Genomic DNA, 18139 nt, shown 5'->3' on the forward strand with positions numbered 1-18139 from the left:
ATTTGACAACCTTTATCGAATGAACAGTAGTATCCTCAGGTCCTTTAACTGGCAGGCCTGCCTCCAAATGCTGAACAATGTAATGAAGGTTGTTTTTTGTTATGATTTCTCCAGGAATCAAGACGGGAATGCCTGGCGGATATACGTATATAACCTCGGCCATTATTCTGCCGACCGCATCCTTAAGAGGTATAGTTTCCGTTTCAGAATAAAAAGCACGTCTCGGTGTTAGCCTAAGCTCAGGCAGCTCTGGGATCAAAGTCTGTATATCCGTCAGCTTCTTAGCTAGTTTAGGGGCTTGTTCACTCATTTGACACAGGGCTTGTAATAATGGCGATATCGTTTCCAATGAATCGCCAATCGTCACCAGACAAAGAATATTATATAGATCACTTAATTCCACCTCTATATTATATTGCTCCCGCAGCCAGCTTTCTGCTTCGAAGCCGGTCATTCCTAGGTTTTTGACATGAATACATAGCTTTGTCACATCAAAAGAATACGCGCCCTCTGACTGAATAATTTCATTCCCAAAACAATATATATTCGGAATCTTATTAATTTCCGTCCTTGCATACGAAGCCAGTTCCATTGCTTCTTCCGCAAGCACCTGTCCGCGTATAGCCAATTGCCTACGAGCTGCATCAAGGGAAGCCAACAAAATATAAGATGTTGAGGTCGTTGTCAGCATACTTAGAATCGTTTTGACCCGTTTTAGGTTGATTCGTTCACCCTTTACATTCAGGATTGAGCTTTGAGTCAAGGAACCCCCTAGTTTATGGACACTTGTAGCGGCCATATCAGCACCAGCTTCCATTGCTGACATTGGCAGCTTAGAATGAAAGTGAATGAGTGTGCCATGAGCTTCATCAACAAGAACAGGAATATTAAAACGGTGAATGAGTTCAACCATTTCCTTAAGATTGACGCTCACCCCATAATAGGTTGGGTTTATTAGCAGTACGGCTTTGGCATCACTATGCTCTTCTAACGCCAATTGAACGGAGCTAAGAGTTACGCCATGCTCAATGCCTAACTTCTCATCCTTGAAAGGTTCGATGAAAACCGGTATCGCCCCAGAAAAGATGATCGCGGTCAAAATGGATCGATGTACATTTCTAGGAATAATAATTTTATCGCCTTCTAAGCACACTGTCATAATCATCGTCATAATCGGACTACTCGTACCTTGAACGGAAAAGAAGCTGTAGTCMGCTCCAAAAGCTTCTGCAGCCAGCCGCTGCGCTTCTTTAATGATGCCTTCCGGTTGATGAAGATCGTCCAGTGGAACAATGTTAATCTGATCTAAAGAAAGGATATTGTCTCCTGCAAAAGCACGGAATTCCGGATCAATGCCTCTACCTTTTTTGTGCCCTGGTATATGATACTGTATCGGATTATTTTCTGCATGTCTGACCAAAGCAGTAAACAGAGGTGTTTGTTGCTGACTCATGCTGCTCATCCTTTCATACATTAAAAATGTTTTCTTATTCGTTCCTCTGCCTCTATAAAAATGCTAAACGACCTCTGTACATTTGTAACCATCCACTCCCTCATACAATTAACCCATCCACTCAGCTTATTGCATGACAAAAAACACGCCTAACTAGGCGTGTTTCATCCGGTCTTTGAGTATTACGTAGCTACCATATTAAACAACATGATCCACATGGAGCCGGCAACGATAAGAAGCATAATGACAAGGCCAAAAATAAGTGACATCAAATTGTAGCGAGGCTTTTTTTCCTCACGTAAATGCATAAAAAATATCAATTGAACAATTAACTGCAGAACAGCGGCCGTCATAAGAATAACCGTGCTTACCTTCCCCTCAAACCAACCATTCATCACGACAGCAAGTGGGATAATCGTTAATACAAGCGAGGAAAAGAATCCAATTGTATATGACTTTACGGAACCATGCGACTCGGCATGCTGCTTCGTTGTATCGTACTGTGCCATCTATTTCACCCCCATCAAATAGACAATGGTGAAGACAAAAATCCAAATAACATCAAGGAAATGCCAGAACAGGCTAATTACATTGACTTTGCGCTTCGTAACAGGCGTAATGCCGTGCTTGGCCAGTTGAATAATTATCGCAATCATCCAAACCAATCCTAACGCCACATGAAGACCATGGGTTCCGACCAGCGCGAAGAAAGCGGATAAAAATGCGCTGGTGCCCATATTGGCACCCTCATGTACCAAATGGATAAACTCATTAACTTCCAAAATGATGAAGACTGCTCCAAGCAATACCGTAACACCAAGCCAACCTATTAAGGCTTTGCGATTCCCCTTATTCATAGCTAGTGTTGCAAGCCCACTCGTATAGCTGCTGGTTAACAGGATACACGTACTTACGATGATGCCGCCCATCTGAAACAGATCTTTAGGAACCGGCCCACCATTTGTGTTGTTTTGAAGGACAACATAGGTAGCAAACAAAGTGGCAAATAAAATGACATCCGTCATCAAGTAAATCCAGAATCCTAAAGTACGCATTTCCTCCATATCCGGATGGTGAGCGTGGTCCGAATGAAGCTGCGGGTGATCTGCAAGCTTAGAATTGTGTATTTGAGCCATCAGGTCATCACCTTTCTTGCCGCAGCTTCTGTTCGTTCAATTTCTGCCACGGAAATATAATAATCGTTGTCATAGTTGAAGGAATGAACAAGCATACAAACGGCTACCCCTATTAATCCTGGAATAGCTAACCATAACCAATCAAACACAAAACCAAAACCTGCAACGAACCAGAACATCGACATCACAAAAGGAATACCAGAATTTTTAGGCATATGAATCGGTTCTAACGCTGACACAGGCTTATACTGGCCTTTTTCCCTGTTAAGCTTCTCTTCCCACCACTCGTCCTGAGCAGAAACCTGAGGTATCGTTGCAAAGTTATAATGAGGTGCAGGAGAAGGGATCGACCATTCCAGCGTACGACCATTCCATGGATCACCCGTTACATCTTTTTTAAGATGTTTGATGCTATATGCAATCTGCCATACTTGAAACAAAAAGGCGATGCCCATCAAAACGGCTCCTATGGTGGATACCATATTCATATCCGCCCACCCCTTGTCCCATCCGTATGACGCTACTCGACGAGTCATACCCATTAAGCCGAGTACGTATTGCGGCATGAAGCATAAGTAAAATCCAATATTCCAGAACCAGAATGCCCATTTACCAATACGCTCGTTCAACTTAAAGCCAAACAGCTTTGGCCACCAATAATACAAGCCAGCGAAGTAACCGAACACCACACCGCCAATGATGACATGATGAAAATGCGCAACAAGGAAATAGCTGTTATGGAACTGAAAATCTGCCGGCGCTACGGATAGAAGAACACCAGTCATTCCTCCTGTTATAAAGCAGGGAATAAAACCGATCGTCCACATCATTGGCGTCTCGAACGTGATTTTACCTCGGAACATCGTAAACAGCCAATTGAAGACTTTAACGCCTGTCGGTATTGCGATCAGCATCGTCGTAAGCGCGAAAAATGCGTTGACATCCCCACCTGAGCCCATCGTAAAGAAATGATGCGCCCACACTAAAAAGGACAGAAAGCTGATAATTAACATGGCGTACACCATTGATTTATAACCAAACAGCTTTTTCTTCGCGAAAGTGGACACAATTTCTGAGAAAATCCCAAATGCGGGCAATACGATAATATAAACCTCAGGGTGTCCCCACATCCAAATTAGATTGATATACATCATCGGATTTCCACCGCCGTCCAAGGTGAAAAAATGCGCGCCTGCATAGCGGTCTAGAAACAACAGCGCCAAAGTAACTGTTAAGATTGGGAAAGAAAAAATAATGGCAATACAACTGGAAAATACGGACCAAACATACATCGGCATTTTCATCAGTTTCATGCCCGGAGCACGCATTTTCAGAATGGTCACAATAAAGTTAACACCAGTCATCAAACTGCCGATTCCTGAAATCTGTATCCCCCAAATATAGAAGTCCTGTCCAACACCTGGATTAAACATTTTTTCTGAATATGGCGGATAAGCCAGCCAGCCCGCATCTGGCGATCCTCCGATAATAAATGACAAATTAAACAACATCGCACCTGCAAAGAAAAGCCAAAAGCTGAGCGCATTCAGAAACGGAAATGCCACATCACGCGCTCCAATTTGCAGCGGTACAATCACGTTAAACAAACCGAACATAAATGGCATCGCCATAAACAAAATCATAATGACACCATGTGTTGTAAAAATCTGGTTATAATGGTCTGGCGTCAAAAACTCCAGCTCCGGTGCAGCTAGCTGAGCCCTCATTAAGAGTGCGTCTACTCCACCCCGAAATAACATGAGAAAGGCACAAATAATATACATAATACCAATTTTTTTATGATCAACTGTCGTTAACCATTCACGCCATAGCCAGATCCACTTTTTGAAATAAGTTAACGCGAATACAATTGCAATGATAGTAAGAGCAATACTGACATCCGCACCGTAAATCATTGGATCTCCAGTCACAAAGAAATCCGAGGCAAAGTCTTTCACCTTTTCCCACATGAATGCTTCTCTCCTTACCTTTTCATTCTGAATCCATTATTCTTCGGCATGGATTTCTTGTATTTCTTTCGAACTCAATCCATGATTGTGCGAGGACGCATACTTTGTAACCGTCATCTCAAACAAGCCCTCTGGGAAAGCTGAGAAAGTTTTAACATCCGATGCGGCAGGTTTTGCCAACTGCTTGTACCCGTCTAACGTCAACACAGGCGATGAGGCTTTAATTTCATTCACCCATTTATCAAACTCATCCTGCGTAGTTGCTTTCACATCAAAATACATTTTCGCAAAATCTTTTCCCGTGAAATTAGCACCGGAACCCCAATATTCCCCTTGCTCATCTGCTTGTAAATGAAGTGTCATAGCCATGCCAGACATGGCGTAAATCTGACCTCCGAGCTGCGGAATCCAGAAGGAGTTCATCGGAGAATCCGCAGTAATCTCAAATCGGATCGGTGTATCCTCCGGAATCTGGATGTAATTCACAGTTGCAATTCCTAACTCCGGATATTGGAACAACCATTTCCAATCCAGCGAAGTCACTTGAATGGTCAACGGCTTGTTATCCGACACAAGGGGCTTGGATGGCTCAAGATCATACGTATACTTCACAGTAATAACGGCCAACACGGCAATAATAATAATCGGAATCCCCCACCAAATGATTTCCAGCTTCGTGTTATGTTCCCAGTTTGGCGTATATTTCGCCTTTCTGTCTTTTTTATCGCGGTATTTCCACACAATGATCGCGGTAAGAATTAAGACAGGGACGATTATTACGGAAATCAATACAGTTGAGATAACCATTAAATCACGCTGTTGTTCAGCAATCGGCCCTTTGGGATCAAGCACGACTATGCTTTCTGAGCATCCAGTTGCAATCAAGAGCAGCAGCACAGGTATTGATAAGGATGCGAACCAGCGAAGTGCTTTGGGTGTTTTCATGTTTGTCATCTCCTATCCTTTCTACATGCGTAAGTAATTAACAAGCACGTCTAACATTAATGGGGATGTGTTCGTGTGTCACCAACCACCAATCCTAACAAGTACCCAGCCAAGTTCAATAAACGGTGACAAAGTTGACAATCTTTTGCCACAAGCAAAAAGGCATGTCTCCGTCTTATGACGTAAACATGCCTTTAAGGTCAATCCTATTCAACAGGGTTCCAAAATCAATGATCAAGCCTGATATCCCTTCAATCAGCCCCGCAATTTTTTCCAAAGGCAATCCTAATACGCGTACAAGCATGATTGCCATTTGAATACGTGTAACGGCTTGCTTAGGACGGAAGGACCCATTATCATATCCGTTAATATTAATCTATCGATTATTCATAGCATCCTTCCAGGCTTTATCCATGTTCTCGAGCATGCCATCGGGTTTAATCGCTTTTAGATATACACCCTGCGCAGAGGTCATCATCTCGGTAGTAGCCACACCGCCGAATTCCCAACCCTGATCCAAGAATGGATAGCTGCTGCCGCTCGCAACAATATCTGCAATGTATTGCAGTGACTTGTTAACCTCGCCCGTTTCTCCCTTAATGGTCATGAAAGCCTGCTGGCTCTTCGCCCATATCGATTGGTTCTCGCTTTGCGCCCAGAATTCTAAATATTTCTTCGCGGCATCAATTACCTTCGAGCTTTTGTTTATCGCAAACGTTGTACCAACAGCCGCGGAGGCAACCACTTTCTCGCCTGCAGCATTCGAAGGCATTGGGAACATACCCACATTCAGCTCAGGATTAGCAGCCTGCATACCTGGCAGCGACCAGTTGCCGTCAATGTACATCGCCGCCGCTCCGGTAACAAACACTTGCTGCGCTTGATCGAGGCTGACACCTGTGCTTTTCGGTGTTAAATAACCTTTGGTATCAAGCTCAAACCAATTATTTACCATTTTAGGCCATCCTTTGGTGAATGTAGTCGTCCCAGCGTTCAGCTGAGTGTCAAATTCAGCATTATCCGCATAAACAAGACCTGGAGCCATTGTGTATAGAGCAGCGAGTGTCATCCAACCATCGTTGTTGCCAATGGATACCGGCAAAATGCCAGCAGCTTTTATTTTCTCTGCCGCAGCTAGAAACTCATCCCAGTTCTGAGGTACTTCAATACCAAGGTCAGCGAATATCTTCTCATTGTAGTAAACACCTAATACGTTCATATCGTTGGGAATGCCTACGATTTTCCCATCGAAAGATGTTGACTTTAAGGAAGCTTCCGTATAATTTGTGATCCATTGTTCTCCTGAAAGGTCCAGTAAGTATCCTGCTTTACCATAAGTAATAATGTCAGACAATCCTGGGTGAAGCATGATGACATCAGATGCATCATTTGACGCAAACCTTGCTTTCAGAAAATCTTTAAATTGTCCACCCGGCATCCCTTCATACACGACTTTAATGTTAGGGTTATCTTTCATAAATTTTTCATTAAGCTCCGGTATAGCACCTAGTTCAGTGCCTGACTTAAAGCCGGTAACTTTTAATTCTACTTGCTCGACTACCGGAGCCTTCGTTGATTCCGGCGTTTTGGTTGCGTTTACACTTTCACCAGCGTTCGTACCTTTATTGCCATTCCCGGAACATGCCGCCAGCAATAAAAATACTGTAAGCATTATTGCTACCATTACATTTTTTCTGTTCATTTACTTATTACCTCCCCGTTTTTTAAGTGAATGCTATTCACGTTATTAGCTTACTAGATCGGAAAAAGGATTGTAATTGCTTAAAATTATTGTTTATTCTTTTTTTTTCGGATGTTGCCTTTTCGGTCATGTGAAATTAACGAAAAAAAAAGAAGAGCACATGCTTAAGGCGCCCATCGAAAAATGTAGACTTTAATGTCGTGAAATGAACCTAAAAAGATAAAGGTGAATTTTCATTCGGGATGGAATGAGAATTCACCTTTTCTTATTGTTTATACCGCCCATTAAAAAGGAAAATAATTCAAATGTATTTAGCTAATTGCTTTTAGCTCTTTTATTTGCTCTATATGTCGTTCTAATAATCTCGCAATTGGCCTCCATGCTTAGTGCGCTCTTTCTCTGTACATCATTGGTGTAATTTGGTATACCTTCCGAAATAGAGTGCTGAAATATTTCGGACTAGTATAGCCGACAGCAAAGGCTACCTCGTACATTTTCATATCGGTTTCCCTCAGAATACGGCGAGCCTCTTCCAGCCTGACCTTCGTGACATAATCAATAAACTTCTGTCCCGTCGACTCTTTGAATAGCTCACTCAGATAGGTTGGATGCAAAAATACAGCATGAGCGAGCTGCTCAAGATTAAGCTCTGGCTTGGAAAATTGTTGTTTTATCATCTCTTGCACACGATCAATAACTTTACGAATATTGCGGTCTGTGACATCCTCAAGCATCAAGCCGCCAACAAATGCTTCTACTGCCTGCACCATTTCTGCCGAGGTAAGCGCTAATGGGAGTCTCTCGGACAGCTGTTCCGCTGCTTGACGCAGCTGGCTGCCCAGTCTCGATTGATTGCCCACCACTGCCGATCCCGACAATACAGACAGAATTGGATAGCAGCGCGCAGCGACATAAAAAACATTTTCCCCGGATAAGCGTACAAGCTCCTGCTTCCACTGATGGAGCAGCTCAAGTGTGCTCTGCACATCATTGGTTTCAATCGCAACCGTTAACCGTGTAAGCCGCTCTCGTTCCTCCTTGCCTTGTTCCTCAGCAACACCCTCATGGCGGCGGAACACCCTGTTCAACGCATGTCGATAGCCTTCACGCAGCTGTTCCAGCTGAGCGAAAGGATTAGAGCAGCCCAATCTTTCCAGACGCGGCCCGGTATGATAGGCTGACTTGCGATCTAAACCGAGCTTGAGCAGCATGCTTTCCCATTCCTCATGACCAGGCAGCGCTGTTCCGATGACCACAAACAGCGTACATGATTCAGACACGACGACACCAATCACCTGCTGCACACCTGGGGCTGCCTTCTCCATATGCCCTGCTACAAGATCCATGTGTAGTCGGTCAATTCCCGTCTGCCCATGCTCCCAGAACATCGCGATTACAGCATATTCCAGCCTACTTTCCTGCTGCTCTGCCAGCCAGCCACGCGATTCGAACGCCTGACGCAGTTCCTTGAAGCGGCTGTCGCTTTGGCTGACTAGCCACTCAAGCAACAGCTTCTCCACATAAATGGTTGTATGAAGCTCCTTCTCTCGCAGCAGCTGCTCCACCTTGTGGACAGCATCCACAAGCTCATCCCGCTGCACTGGCTTCAATAAATAGTCGGTAGCCCCGTTTCGCAAAGCCGTCTGGAYATAATTAAACTTCTCATATCCGGTCAAAATAATTTTATACAGTCCCGGCCAGTGCTGATCCATCATACGGGACAGCTCAAGACCATTCATTCCTGGCATATTAATATCAATGATAGCCAGTTCGGGAGACGCTCCTTCAATGGATGCAAGCGCACTCTCTGCATCCTCACAGCTGAGAACGATTTCCCATTCGGGCAGTAAACGCTGCACAAGCTGCGATAATCCCATACGAATCGTTTCTTCATCATCAACGATCATCATTTTCGGCAAGAGCGTTCCCCCCTTCATCTTCTGTACAGTACTTGAATCTGATTTGAACCAATGTACCTGATGTCAGCAGCTGCTTGATGGTCACGCCATAACCGTCTCCATAATAGCCTGATATGCGCTTGTGCACATTATACAGACCGATATGCTCCTCCGGCTCATCCATAGAGACGGCTGACAATAGCCGTTCCACTTCAGCCAGTCTCTCCGTACTAATGCTCTTGCCGTCGTTGCTTATGCTTACAACAAGGTCATCCTCCTGACGTTCGCCAATAATCGAAATCCGGCCAGCACCACGGGCTGGCGCAATTGCATGCTCAAGGGCGTTCTCCACTAGAGGCTGAATAATCCACGGTAAAGTGCGGCATTGGAGCAGCCCTTCATCTATTTCAATAAAATAGGTCATCTTAGGAAAACGGATGTGCTGCAGCTTTATATAGACCTGCACATATTCCAGCTCACGCGATAATGGAATTCGTTCTGCATTTTGACGTAGTGATAGACGAAATAGCTTGCCGAGCAAAGATACCATTTCCGCTACCTCGTAATCCTGGTTAATCTCCGCCTTCATATTGATGGATTCAAGCGTGTTATACAAAAAATGCGGATTGATCTGACTTTGAAGYAGCTTGAAATCCGCCTGCTGCTGATAAATCCGCATCGTCAACACCCGGTTAACGAGTTCATTAATGGTTTCCACCATATGATTGAAGCTGTGTCCCAGCTGCCCAACTTCGTCCTGAGCTTTTGTATGAAACCGTACATTATAATCACCTATTTCCACCCGGCGCATCAAACGTTTCATACCTTTCAGCGGCTTTATAATGCTCATCGTTAGAACGGATGACAAAATAATGGAAAGCACAAGCACGGATCCCGTAAACGTCCATAACAAATTTCGCAGCAGCCTTAACTCATCTGACAGCTGAGTTACTGAAACCGTATTCAATACAATCCAACCAGTAACAGGGGAACGGACGTATTGCACCATCGTCTGCTCCCCGTTTAAGTCGGCTGTGAATTTCCCGTAATTGTCCTCAAGCGGCAGATCAAAGGATTTAGAAATATGTTCGGTATCTGGGTGATAAATAATAGTCCCCTTCTCATCGACAATGAACATAGTAGTAGACATTTTGATCTTCGTCTCACTTAGCAGCTTATGTATATAATCCGTAGAAATATCGATAAGAAGCAGCCCATAGGGATTACGGTTCTCAACCTTGACAATACTGCGGGCATAAGAAAAAATGTACGGATTAGCAGTCCCGTTGTTCTTTACATATTGCGGGCGATAAGGAGGTATGATGACACCACGTCCATCTGCTGCCATCACCTTGTCATACCATCCCTCTTCAGAAAAGCTGCTATGATCAATCCACTTTCCAGATCCATACTGCGAATACTGTACCTCACCGCCTTTAATCCAATAGATGCCTTCAACATCGTGAAATGGGATAATCAGCATCATATTGCGTAGTGTGCGGTCAAGCGCTATTTTCTCATTAAAAACATTCATTGGATCTTTCTTAGTTGTCAATCCATCTACTCCACCTAGATAAAATGTCATAGACAAACGATCAATCTGCTGTACATAGTTGTCCAGATTCGCACTAATCTGATCAGTCAGATTCAACCCGAACTCACTCACTCTAGTCGTCAGATTATCGTGATAACGTTGAAAGCCAAGCAGGGTCACAATATATACCGGGATAATAATGCATAGCGCATACACACATACGAGCTTCTTATCCAAATTCCAGTCTCGAAATCGTGTAAACCGCAGCAAATGCGTCATGCAGCTATCCCCTTCCGTTATCGCGACCAGCAATCTTTTAACTCTTCTCTCTATCAGCCTATTAAATGGATATTATCCTTTTACAGAGCCCGCTGCAAGACCTTTTATAATAAACTTTTGCAGGAACACATATACAACTAGCAGCGGCATAACTGACAGCACCATTCCTGGGAACAACAAGGACCAATTCGTAACGTGCTCCCCTACGAACATATACAGTTCAATTGTAATAGTACGGAACTCCTGTTTCTGCAAAAACAAGAGCGGCACAGTAAAATCGTTCCATACATTAAGCGAGCAAAGCACAATAATCGTTGYTGTGACCGGCTTGATGATTGGGAACACAGCTAACCAGAACGCTCTGAATAATGAGCACCCATCTATTTTGGCCGCCTCCTCCAGCTCTTTCGGCGATGTGCGCAGAAATCCGGTATACAGAAAAACAGTTAGAGGCAAATTGATGGCCGTGTAAATAAGAATCGCACCATAGTAGGTGTTAACCATATGAAGCATATTAATGAAGCGATACAACGGCACCATCGCCAATTGGAAAGGCAGCATAATACCAGCAATAAAATACATGTAAATCACATAGTAGGATTTCTCGGTTCTTCTAGCCAGCGGATAGGCTGCTAATGAACCTATAAGAACAAGCAAACACACCGTTCCTGCTGTAATGAGCAGCGTGTTGCCGAAAACAATAGGAAAACGCATCTGCTTCCACGTTTCTACGAAATTGCTTAAATTGAAAGAGGTTGGCAGCGATAATGGCGAGCCTGCCATCTCCTGCGGTGTTTTGAACGTCATGGATATAATGAAAAACAATGGATAAATAGAAATAGCTGCAATCAGAATCATAACTAGTTCCAATAGAAGTGTTTTGCGTTTCGTTTTTTTCCACATTATCCTCTACACCTCTCTTCGACGCAGCAGCAAAATCTGCACCAATGAAATAATGAACACAAACAGGAACATTACCACGCCCATAGCTGTGCCATAACCAAAACTGCTTTTGGTAAATGCTGTTGAGAATAGAAGTGTTGTCATCGTTTCCGTCGCGTGGAAAGGACCGCCCTTGGTCGTTACAAAAATAATATCAAACGCTTTCAAAGTTCCGATGCTGGACAACACAACATTAATCGTAATAGAAGGCGCAAGCAGCGGAAATGTAACTGATTTGAACTTTTGCCAACCGCTCGCCCCATCAATGCCAGCCGCTTCATATAATTCCCCGGGAATCGTCTGCAGGTTAGCGAGATAAATGATCATGGAGTAACCGGCAAATTGCCAAACAGCCATCATCACGATACTATACAGAGCAAATTGCGGATCACCTAGCCAAGATTGCTCCCAGGCGGACAACCCCAGTGTACGCAAAAGTACGTTGAGCACCCCATTTGACGGTTCAAAAATATACATCCAGGTATAGCCCACAACAAGAGGACTAAGAATGGCAGGCACAAAAAACAACGTCTTTAAAATTTGCTTGCTTCGAATTTTGGAATCCATCGCCAGAGCTAACGGAACACCCAGTCCGTTTTGAATAATAACGACAAAAACTGTAAACACCAACGTATTGCGTATCGCCTGGCCGAACACCTTATCGTCTAATAAATTGGAAAAGTTGCGAAGCCCCACAAAATCCATTGTCTGATAGAGACCATTCCAATTCGTCAGACTGTAGAAGAAGCTGCCCAGAACAGGACCTAGCAGAAACATGCTGTATACAATCAAAGCTGGCGCGATGAAACAGGCAAATACCAGATGCTCCTTCTTATTCATAGATAGTTTAAACAATTACCTCTCATCTCCTTTCGGTAATTTTATGTTACCTGAAAGCGCTGAGCGTAAAAATGACCTAAAATTCATGTTTCCTCTCTTTTTTTCGGATGATAGTTAATCCTACTAATTATGGAATTCAAGTGAAAACAATCAATTTACTGTTCTACTGTTAAAATGTAATTAATTAGTTAAATCTATTCAAAATGATCTATCTCTACAGTGTGGTGCATCAAAAAACGGAATCAATAGCACTAATGACACACAACTTTCGCTAAATGATTCTGTATCACTATCATCCAGTAGTAGAAGAAGGACTATACTAATATTTATGGATTTGCACAATTAAATTTAAATAGGAGATGCTCATTTTGGACAATCAGCAATGGATCGCACCTGAACTTTACAATCTCACTTCAGAAATGGAACATCATCCTTCAGATAAGGTTGCGCTTAAATGGTTAAATGGACAAGGGGTTTGCGTGGAAATTACATATGGAGAGCTGCGGAAGCAAGCAAATCAACTAGCCGGAGGTTTAGCGGATCTTGGTCTGCGTCAAGGGGATCGTGTTCTCGTAATGGTTCCACGTAGAATCATTACCTATGTCATCTACTTGGCATGTCTAAAGCTGGGGATTGCCATCATACCTTCTTCCGAGTTGCTTCGGGCAACGGATTTATCCTTCCGCCTTAGACATTCCGAAGCAAGGGCTGTTATTGCCTGGTCCGGGATTACCTCTGAAGTCGATAAGATCGAGGAAGATTTGCCAGCATTAAATTACCGTATCTCTGTTTCTGGTGATGAAGATCGAGATGGAGACTATACAAATTCCGATTGGCTTGACATTGAGAAATTGATGGCAGATCAGCCCGATACCTTCACAACAGTAAATAGCCACAGAGACGATATCGCGATTTTGGCCTATACTTCTGGAACAACTGGCAACCCTAAAGCTGTTGTCCATAGTCATGGTTGGGGTTATGCTCACTTACGAATCACTTCGTCCTTATGGCTAGATATTCGTGAATCGGATACCGTCTGGGCAACTGCCGCACCCGGTTGGCAAAAGTGGATTTGGACCCCGTTCTTGACCGTACTTGGAAACGGAGCAACCGGCTTCGTATATAATGGGCCATTTCAGCCGAATCGGTATTTGCATCTGATGCAAGATCATGGTATCGAGGTATTGTGCTGTACGCCAACGGAATACCGATTAATGGCTAAGACGAAGGGGTTAGAGCAGTACGACTTGTCGCAACTGCGCTGTGCGGTTTCCGCTGGCGAGCCCTTAAATCAGGAAGTTATCGACACTTTCCAGCGMCATTTCGATATTACTATTCGGGACGGCTACGGACAGACTGAAAGTACACTAATCATCGGAACGCTCAAGGACATTCCAATTCGGACGGGTTCCATGGGCAAGTCTATTGCTCCAGGCATTGTTGAAGTCATAGATGAGGATGGTCATCCGCTTCCTCCGGAAGTAGTGGGAGATATTGCTGTGCATTTGAGCATGCCGGCATTGTTCCAAACCTATTACAAGGAAACTGATCGAAAAGCAAACAACTCGCGAGGGAATTACTTCTTAACTGGTGATCGGGCGMGCAAAGATGAGGACGGATATTTTTGGTTCGAGGGTCGGGGCGATGATATCATCATCAGCTCAGGTTATACAATCGGTCCCTTTGAAGTAGAGGATGCGCTTATGAAGCATGCCTCGGTCAAAGAATGCGCTGTTGTGGCTAGCCCTGATGAAATTCGCGGTCATATAGTTAAGGCGTTTATTGTACTGAAGGATGAATCAACCGCTTCTCCGGCGCTTATTAAGGAGCTGCAGTCGCATGTCAAAGAATGGACAGCCCCCTATAAGTATCCGCGCAAAATAGAATTTATCCAGGATCTCCCGAAGACATCCTCCGGAAAAATACGAAGAATTGAGCTGCGGGAACAGGAAAGTCGGGCGGCTCTGAAAGAAGAGTCTTAGATTGCAATAACTACAAGTAGCGAAGTTGTGCGTAAATAATGGATAGAGCATTCAGAAAACATCTGATTATCTATGATCAAATCAAAAGCACACAACAAACCCCTAGCCTCCCGACAATGGAAGCTGGGGGTTTCACTTGTCTCAAACCATCCAATTAAATTTTAAACATCTCTATTACTCTTATAAACTTCAAAGGAGGAAATCTTCGGACACCATCTAGACTCTAAAATATTCAGTCGCATGTACCCAACAACCGTGCCTTTGTATAACGAAATTCATTCGTCACCGTCTTTATACTCCAGCTCGAACCGTTCAATACGCTGACCGAAACGCTACTCTTGCAGCACAACATGGTCAAAGAATAGTAAACTTCTCCCCGGGCTTTAATACTTTCCCGTTCATCCCTTTTTCTCGAAGAAGCTGGACAAAATCATCTGCTTCCTGAAGAATAGCTGGAAATGTATTGTAATGCACAGGTACAACCAGCTTGGCATTATACCACTCTGCTGCTTGTAACGCATCCTCCGGTCCCATTGTAAAATGATCACCGATTGGTATAAACGCAACATCAATTTGATGACGATCTCCAATCATCTTCATATCACCGTATAAAGCGGTATCCCCTGCATGAAGAATCGTTTTGCCTTCTGCATGAAGAATAAATCCTGCCGGCATACCAGCATATATAATTTTTTTCTCTTCTTCGATAACGATACCTGATGAATGAAACGCCTGCACCATTTTAGCCTTTGCGAATCCCAAATCGACGGTTCCGCCGATATTCATACCGATTGTCCGTACTCCTTTCCATGACATATAGGTAGCAAGCTCAACAATTGCCACGACCGGCGCATCATTTCTCGAGGCGATCAAGTCAGCATCCGATATATGATCTGCGTGCGCATGCGTAAGCAATACCGCGTCCACTCTTATGTCCTCCGCTTTCGTAACGGCCAATTCATTTCCTCTGAGAAAAGGATCGATAACAAGTGATTTCTCTCCAGTGATCATTTGAACACAGGAATGTCCATGATAAATGAGCTCCATGATTTTATTGCCTCCATGTTTTAAATATTCTAATTATCTGTTCTCGCTTCTTCTTGTCCCTTCATATTTTCCTTGAATTGCTTAGGCGTACAGCCATTGAAACGCTTGAACAGCTCATAGAAATGAGCCATATTCTCAAGCCCAGCCTCCACAGCAATGTCCGTAATATTCATGTTGTCCATAACGAGCATTCGTTTTGCTTTCGCTATTCTTTTACGGTTAACAAACTCAGTGAAAGATAACCCCATCTTTTTCTTGAAATACTTTGAAAAATAAACATAACTCATACCGGCAAGCTTACTTACTTCTGTCATGTCAATCTTCTCAGAGAGATGATTCTCGATATATTCGACAACCGGACGCAGTAAATCAGCATCCACGTACTCATGCGCCGACAGCAACTGTTCATCATCATTGCGTAGCAAGGTAAGAAGTAAATGTTTAATATGCATACTGACGGCAATCTCGTAGCCTTTCTTCTTCTCCATCACTTCCTCGTGAATATGAAGAAGAATATCGCCTACCTCAGCTCGGACATGTGGAAACTTATTGAATAGATAATTTAATTCGTCTAGCGGGTTCATGATCTCCATGAAATGCCTCGTATAGTGCATCATCGCTGGATCAAAATAAGGCTCTAAATCCACATGGAGAACAATATATTGTACTCGTTGTCCTTTACTTAATTGTGGCTTGTGCAGCTGAGAAGATCCAATGACCATAACATCACCAGGATGCAGCAGGTAAGAATTGGTCAGCGTATATATCTCGTGAACGCCTTCCAACACAAGAATGAATTCGATCTCCTTGTGATAATGCCAAGGTTGCGAGCTATATCCTTTATCACCTCTATCTGTAAATTTCCACACTTTAATGCAGAGCTGTGGATTCTGATAATGAATAGGTTCTTGAATACTTTCCATCTGATTGTTCCCCCTCTCCATATTAATAGATTGAATATGGATACAAACTGACTAAATATTCGCATATACGACCCTCCCGCTTAGCATGTATCATTTGATTTAGTAAAACTAATCAACGATACAAAAGGAGACGGACTATGAAAGTTGCTGTATTAGGTTGCGGTGGACTCGGACATGTCCACGCGGATATTTACTCTAAGCTTAGTGGTGTTGAGTTGACTGGTTTATGCGACATAGAAATCGAGCATGTCCGCGAACTGTCCCAGAGAACTGGAGCACCAGTATTCTCTTCATTTGAACAAATGCTAGCTGAAGCGGAATTTGACGCCATAAGTATCACTTTACCAAGTTATTTACACAAAGAATATACTCTCTTAGCGGCAAAAGCAAAAAAACATGTCATTAGTGAGAAACCGATCGCTCTCAATCTAGCGGATGCAAAAGAGATGATTCAATGCTGCGAAGATAACGGCGTTCGCTTGTTTGTAGGACATGTAGTCCGGTTCTTCCCTGAATATGTAAACCTGAAACAAACGATTGATCAAGGCAATATTGGCAAACCTGCAGTAGCTCATGCCAGCCGTATCGGTGGCCATCCTGGAAACACTAAGGACTGGTATAAGGATTCAACGAAAAGCGGCGGGGTCATCATCGATTTAATGATACATGATTTGGATTTCTTGAGATGGAGTATGGGTGAGATTGAAAGCGTATATGCGATGAATCACACGAGTGAGGAGCTTGACTACGCGTTGGTTACCCTTCAGTTCAGCAGCGGAGCTGTCGCGAACGTCGAATCAAATTGGGGGTTCCCAGGACCTTTCCATACGAAAGCCGAAATCGCAGGCAGCGGTGGAATCATAACAGCTAATAGCTTGAAAAACAGCTCCCTACAAATTCATAAAGCGGCTACTTCAGAGAAAAGCTCATTTGTAACTATTCCGGAAAGCCCTTCCTTCCGCAATCCCTATGAGCTTGAGATCGAGCATTTTATTACTTGCATCGAAACTGGTTCAGAATCGATAGTGACTGCTCATGATGCATATAAAGCATTGGAGCTGGCAGAAGCCGCGCTTGAAAGCGTACGAACGGGCAAAGTCGTTCATCTCCCATTAGGAGGAAATACACGATGACTAAATTAAAAGTTGGCATGATTAGCTTTGCCCACGGGCATGCATTCTCTTATTTCCATTCACTACACGCTCTACCTGATGTTGAAATACTAGCCATAGCTGACCCTATCGAAAGTCGAGTAAGCGAGATCGTCAGCAAACACGAATTAGCTTATTACGCCGATTACCATCAGCTTCTTGAAACAGATGTAGATGCAGTCGTTATCTGCTCGGAAAATTCACTTCACGCAGAGATTACCATTGCAGCTGCAAACAAAGGAAAACATGTACTCTGTGAAAAGCCTCTTGGCATTGATGTAGACGATATGAAAAAAATGATTTCCGCTTGCCATGACAATAATGTACAGCTTATGAC

Annotated in this window: 16 protein-coding genes; 3 read left to right on the forward strand and 13 right to left on the reverse strand. The window is 43.5% G+C overall.

Annotated elements, in window-relative coordinates; all coding sequences use genetic code 11:
- The 11 genes from AC1DWN_RS13710 to AC1DWN_RS13760 form a co-directional block, all read right to left on the reverse strand.
- On the reverse strand, positions 1-1453 hold a 1453-nt coding region (locus AC1DWN_RS13710), incomplete at its 3' end, for an aminotransferase class I/II-fold pyridoxal phosphate-dependent enzyme (protein WP_477559460.1).
- A gap of 182 nt (positions 1454-1635) precedes the next feature.
- Positions 1636-1962, reverse strand: coding sequence for a cytochrome o ubiquinol oxidase subunit IV (gene cyoD, locus AC1DWN_RS13715; protein ID WP_477559461.1), 327 nt, complete (start codon positions 1960-1962; stop codon positions 1636-1638).
- Positions 1963-2589, reverse strand: coding sequence for a cytochrome o ubiquinol oxidase subunit III (cyoC, locus tag AC1DWN_RS13720; RefSeq protein ID WP_477559462.1), 627 nt, complete (start codon positions 2587-2589; stop codon positions 1963-1965).
- Entirely contained in the window at positions 2589-4559 is a 1971-nt protein-coding gene (locus tag AC1DWN_RS13725) for a cbb3-type cytochrome c oxidase subunit I (RefSeq protein ID WP_477559463.1), read from the reverse strand. Before AC1DWN_RS13725 ends, cyoC begins: the two co-directional genes overlap by 1 nt.
- Before the next feature lie 36 nt (positions 4560-4595).
- Positions 4596-5504, reverse strand: a complete 909-nt coding sequence (cyoA, locus tag AC1DWN_RS13730; protein WP_477559464.1) for a ubiquinol oxidase subunit II — start codon at positions 5502-5504, stop codon at positions 4596-4598.
- A gap of 175 nt (positions 5505-5679) precedes the next feature.
- Complete coding sequence (locus tag AC1DWN_RS13735) at positions 5680-5880, reverse strand: S-layer homology domain-containing protein (RefSeq protein WP_477559473.1); 201 nt, start codon at positions 5878-5880, stop codon at positions 5680-5682.
- On the reverse strand, positions 5881-7206 hold the full coding sequence (locus AC1DWN_RS13740; protein ID WP_477559465.1) for an ABC transporter substrate-binding protein: 1326 nt from the start codon (positions 7204-7206) through the stop codon (positions 5881-5883).
- 383 nt (positions 7207-7589) lie between these two features.
- Positions 7590-9116, reverse strand: a complete 1527-nt coding sequence (locus AC1DWN_RS13745; protein WP_477559474.1) for a response regulator — start codon at positions 9114-9116, stop codon at positions 7590-7592.
- Complete coding sequence (locus AC1DWN_RS13750) at positions 9103-10917, reverse strand: sensor histidine kinase (protein WP_477559466.1); 1815 nt, start codon at positions 10915-10917, stop codon at positions 9103-9105. Before AC1DWN_RS13750 ends, AC1DWN_RS13745 begins: the two co-directional genes overlap by 14 nt.
- A 72-nt stretch (positions 10918-10989) precedes the next feature.
- Entirely contained in the window at positions 10990-11820 is an 831-nt protein-coding gene (locus tag AC1DWN_RS13755; RefSeq protein WP_477559467.1) for a carbohydrate ABC transporter permease, read from the reverse strand.
- A gap of 6 nt (positions 11821-11826) precedes the next feature.
- Positions 11827-12714 carry a carbohydrate ABC transporter permease gene (locus AC1DWN_RS13760; protein WP_477559468.1) on the reverse strand — a complete coding sequence of 296 codons (888 nt, stop codon included), beginning with the start codon at positions 12712-12714 and terminating at the stop codon, positions 11827-11829.
- Positions 12715-13064: 350 nt separating this feature from the next.
- On the opposite strand from AC1DWN_RS13760, the gene AC1DWN_RS13765 reads away from it, so the two are divergent.
- On the forward strand, positions 13065-14681 hold the full coding sequence (locus tag AC1DWN_RS13765) for an acetate--CoA ligase (protein WP_477559475.1): 1617 nt from the start codon (positions 13065-13067) through the stop codon (positions 14679-14681).
- A 354-nt stretch (positions 14682-15035) separates the two neighbouring features.
- Here AC1DWN_RS13765 and AC1DWN_RS13770 read toward each other — a convergent pair whose 3' ends face one another.
- Both AC1DWN_RS13770 and AC1DWN_RS13775 read right to left on the reverse strand, forming a co-directional pair.
- Positions 15036-15728 (reverse strand): metal-dependent hydrolase, encoded by a 693-nt coding sequence (locus AC1DWN_RS13770; RefSeq protein ID WP_477559469.1) that lies wholly within the window; start codon positions 15726-15728, stop codon positions 15036-15038.
- Between the two features lie 29 nt (positions 15729-15757).
- Positions 15758-16651 carry a helix-turn-helix domain-containing protein gene (locus AC1DWN_RS13775; protein ID WP_477559470.1) on the reverse strand — a complete coding sequence of 298 codons (894 nt, stop codon included), beginning with the start codon at positions 16649-16651 and terminating at the stop codon, positions 15758-15760.
- A 137-nt stretch (positions 16652-16788) separates the two neighbouring features.
- On the opposite strand from AC1DWN_RS13775, the gene AC1DWN_RS13780 reads away from it, so the two are divergent.
- Both AC1DWN_RS13780 and AC1DWN_RS13785 read left to right on the forward strand, forming a co-directional pair.
- Positions 16789-17784, forward strand: a complete 996-nt coding sequence (locus AC1DWN_RS13780; protein WP_477559471.1) for a Gfo/Idh/MocA family protein — start codon at positions 16789-16791, stop codon at positions 17782-17784.
- Positions 17781-18139 (forward strand): Gfo/Idh/MocA family protein (locus AC1DWN_RS13785; RefSeq protein ID WP_477559472.1); only part of this gene is annotated, 359 nt, incomplete at its 3' end. The genes AC1DWN_RS13780 and AC1DWN_RS13785, both read left to right, overlap by 4 nt.

Source organism: Paenibacillus sp. P4_A7 (assembly GCF_056402455.1).

What these genes read in the sequence shown, in the direction of transcription:
- cyoD (WP_477559461.1), bottom strand. Translation starts at nt 1,962, where the DNA reads ATGGCACAGTACGATACAACGAAGCAGCATGCCGAGTCGCATGGTTCC.
- cyoC (WP_477559462.1), bottom strand. Translation starts at nt 2,589, where the DNA reads ATGGCTCAAATACACAATTCTAAGCTTGCAGATCACCCGCAGCTTCAT.
- AC1DWN_RS13725 (WP_477559463.1), bottom strand. Translation starts at nt 4,559, where the DNA reads ATGTGGGAAAAGGTGAAAGACTTTGCCTCGGATTTCTTTGTGACTGGA.
- cyoA (WP_477559464.1), bottom strand. Translation starts at nt 5,504, where the DNA reads ATGAAAACACCCAAAGCACTTCGCTGGTTCGCATCCTTATCAATACCT.
- AC1DWN_RS13740 (WP_477559465.1), bottom strand. Translation starts at nt 7,206, where the DNA reads ATGAACAGAAAAAATGTAATGGTAGCAATAATGCTTACAGTATTTTTA.
- AC1DWN_RS13770 (WP_477559469.1), bottom strand. Translation starts at nt 15,728, where the DNA reads ATGGAGCTCATTTATCATGGACATTCCTGTGTTCAAATGATCACTGGA.
- AC1DWN_RS13775 (WP_477559470.1), bottom strand. Translation starts at nt 16,651, where the DNA reads ATGGAAAGTATTCAAGAACCTATTCATTATCAGAATCCACAGCTCTGC.
- AC1DWN_RS13780 (WP_477559471.1), top strand. Translation starts at nt 16,789, where the DNA reads ATGAAAGTTGCTGTATTAGGTTGCGGTGGACTCGGACATGTCCACGCG.